General features: G+C 55.5%; 3 protein-coding genes and 1 pseudogene. 3 read left to right on the top strand and 1 reads right to left on the bottom strand.

Translation table 11 applies throughout. The annotated features are described in order from the left end of the window. A partial coding sequence (locus V8324_RS21415; RefSeq protein ID WP_336421919.1) for a hypothetical protein occupies positions 1 to 191 on the top strand: 191 nt, incomplete at its 5' end. Between the two features lie 80 nt (positions 192 to 271). Here the strand turns inward: V8324_RS21415 and V8324_RS21410 are convergent. Continuing rightward, complete coding sequence (locus V8324_RS21410) at positions 272 to 688, bottom strand: hypothetical protein (protein WP_336421918.1); 417 nt, start codon at positions 686 to 688, stop codon at positions 272 to 274. A 191-nt stretch (positions 689 to 879) separates the two neighbouring features. Here V8324_RS21410 and V8324_RS21405 point away from each other — a divergent pair. Further along, positions 880 to 1,480 (top strand): annotated as a pseudogene (locus tag V8324_RS21405) (IS481 family transposase); the annotation flags it as partial. A gap of 1,054 nt (positions 1,481 to 2,534) precedes the next feature. After that, a partial coding sequence (locus V8324_RS21400) for an IS4/Tn5 family transposase DNA-binding protein (RefSeq protein ID WP_336421917.1) occupies positions 2,535 to 3,250 on the top strand: 716 nt, incomplete at its 3' end.

The following is a 3,250-nucleotide window of genomic DNA, read 5'->3' as shown; positions in this document are numbered from 1 at the left end:
CGCCGGCCATCCGAAAAACCGGATCGACGAACTCCTCCCTTGGAACTTCCAGACGTCAAGCTGAAAAGCCCGTGGGGCCCAGCTGGCGCTTACGTTCAACACCCAGCGGATCGACCATATCTACCAAGATCCGCATGTCCGTCAGCACCGACTTTGCCATGAACAAGACCGATCGCCGAGGGGAAATGTGATAATCCGGGATGGAGCAGCTATATGAACATCATCCACCTAGCACCACAGCGCAACATACCCGCGGGTCTGCCAAACCTATTCACCCAACCAGTATGCGTGCTTCAGCCCATGATACGCCACGTTCCTTAGCTGTGGTTTCCACCATCTCTGCGACCTTGAAAGCGGCGTCCAGAAAGCCATTCGGTACCTCCAGTGTTTCTGGGTCCAAGGCCTTACGTTCTCTCTCGCAGGCCGTCCAGTAAGCCGCATGAATCGCATCAACTGCAATCGCAATGATTTGCGCAGGGTCGTCGGCTTTAGTGGGAGTAGACGGTGCGAGTTGTCTTGTAGCCAAGTCCTGACGAGCCTTGGCAAGCTCTTCTCGCAACCTGATGATTTCGGCAATTGCCAGAGAGTCTGACATCATGATAATCTTTTGGAGTTTCCAAATATTGGAAGTTTCATTTTCAAAGAGTGCAAATGTTTTTACGATCTTTCCCCAAGACAGGCTCCTCATTATTTATCATAATAATCGTTAGTACTCTGTTTATTTTTTGCAATGTGGAAATTTTATTCAGGCGGATTTTTGCCAAATTATCTAATATTAAGGTATAGTTGTAGGGTCCCGGACGATCACATAGACCCTCGCCGGCACGCTCTCTTCATGGCAAGATCGATCCTGCGCGAGGTTCGGGACGGAGGGCGAACATGCTGATTTCTCTTCACAAGCAAGCGTCGATGACGCCGAAGATCCGGGCCGCGATCCAGGCGAGCACTGAGCCGGCCTGAGTTTTGGCGGAGTGATACGGCATCTCCGAGCAGACCGTCTGGAAATGGCGCAAGCGGGACAGCGTTCACGACCGCAGTCATACCGCACACAGGCTGTAGACGACGCTGACGCCCGCACAGGAGGCTGTCGCCGTCTCTCTTCGCAGGACCCTCCTGCTGCCGCTCGACGACCTGCTCGCGGTGGTGCGGGAGTTCCTCAACCCGGGCGTCTCGCGTTCTGGGCTCGACCGCTGCCTGCGGCGGCATGGCGTGTCGCGGCTGCAGGATCTGAAGCCGAAAGCACCGAAGCCCGCGCACAAGCCGTTCAAGGCCTACGAGCCCGGCTACCTGCATGTCGACTGACCTGCCGCAAATGGCAGACGAGGAACGACGCCGGTATTTGTTCGTGACGATCGACCGCGCCACTCGCCGGGTTTTTGTCCGTATCTATCCCGCGAAGACGGCAGCCAACGCCCGCCGGTTCCTGCGCGACCTCGACCGGGCGGCGCCGATGAGGATCAAGCGGGTCCTCACTGACAACGTCCTATGTCGGGAAAATCTGGCTGCTTAGGTCAGCAGGTCATAGAACGCCCGTCGACCCCCTCAAGGACTGGCATCGCGACAAGCCGGGGCTATGCAAGAAGCGGCCCTACAATCACGCGGGATGTGACACTTAGGGATATGCCTAAGCCTCCTGGTTCAGGCCCAGGTGTTCGGTCGAAAATGGGGCCAGTTCATGTAAGAGCAGCGACGCATCACTTGGGGTGCAGGAACCTGCTGTACTGGGCCACCATCCGATCTCTCAAAAGAAGAGGTGGTTTTGGCACTTCACCCAAAGGAACATCCAAGTAATTGAGGCTTAACTTACTTCAGAGCGCATAGAAAAGCCAGCTTTTCGCTGAAAACCTCACCTCCCTATAAAGAGAGGCCGCGCCACCCTATGACGGGGCGCCAGAGGGTTGGTTGCAAACATGCAACACTGAAGAATTTTGAACATGATGACATGTAATGCATTGAAATATCGAAAATAAAGTTAAAGATTTAGAAATATTTGACGAAGAGGGTGTAAGATGAGTTTCTGAGTGTCGAGTAGCGATCCAGTATGGTGAGGTATGTCGGAATATATGTACGATAGAATGGCGAAAATCGTCTCCGAGCTTCATGCAGAGCTTGACGCCCTTCCTCCCACAGAGGAGACCCAAAGATTAAAAATCGTCTACATATGCTGGGAAAATTTACTTGCGGCAAAAGCAGATCAAAGTCGCAGTAACCCCCAAGAAGATCCAAAAGACGAATTGTGATCGGCTTACTTATCTCGGGGAGAAGCATATTTCTCCACATTACCGTAAGCGGCGTCTGAAGGGCACCGGGTTTCAGCTTGACGGCTGAAAGTTCCAAGGAAGCAAGTCGTCGATGCGGTGTTGCGGATGGCCTGCTGCACCTCAACGCCCAAACGCGTGAGAAACTCGTTCATAGTCTCCATGGAGAAACTCAGTAACCGGCCGATTGAGCTTGCAGTTACCCACAAGTCGTGTGGCAACTTGAATCATCCACCAGACTTGGCATTGCTGGCTTCGATACGATCGTGATTCGTCATGGTGCACCGAATGGATCGAGGTGCAGGCATGGGGCAGAGTTGGGTGGAAAAAGAAACCGCCGGGTGTGATCTGGGGGATGACCGGTTGAACCGGCGCCTTGGGACGATGCTTGAGCCTCTTGGAGAGCGGCCGGGGAAATCGCTGCCCACGGCGTTTCAGGACTGGTCGAATACCAAGGCGGCCTACCGCTTCGTCTCGAACGACAGTGTCAGCGAGGAGAAGATACTCGAGGGCCATTTCGCCGCGTCGGCCCTGCGCATCCGGGCCACTGACGGTCCCATCCTGATCCTTCAGGACACGACGGAATTCTCCTTCAAGCGCTCGGCTCCGGAGAAGGTGGGGTTCACGAAGATATCCACCGGACGCAAGCTCAAGGAAGGTCGCCACCAGAAACACGCGATCTGCGGGCTTTTGATGCATGCCAGCATGGCGATCACGCCGGACGGGCTGCCGCTCGGGCTGACGGCGGCCAAGTTCTGGTCGCGGGACAAGTTCAAGGGGACCGCTGCGCTGAAGCGCCGGATCAACCCCACCCGGGTGCCGATTGACCAAAAGGAAAGCATGCGCTGGCTCGACAACCTGCGCCGCTCCACCGAACTGACGGGCGCGCCCGAGCGTTGTGTGCACATCGGCGATCGGGAAAGCGACATCTTTGAGCTCTACTGCCTGGCCGAGGAACTCGGGACCGGGTTCCTCGTCCGCAGTTGCGTCGA

Source organism: Roseovarius sp. D22-M7 (assembly GCF_037083785.1).
In the GTDB taxonomy this organism is placed as follows: Bacteria; Pseudomonadota; Alphaproteobacteria; order Rhodobacterales; family Rhodobacteraceae; genus Roseovarius.
Note: the sequence above shows the minus strand (reverse complement) of the source record. Positions and strands in the feature narration are given on the sequence as shown.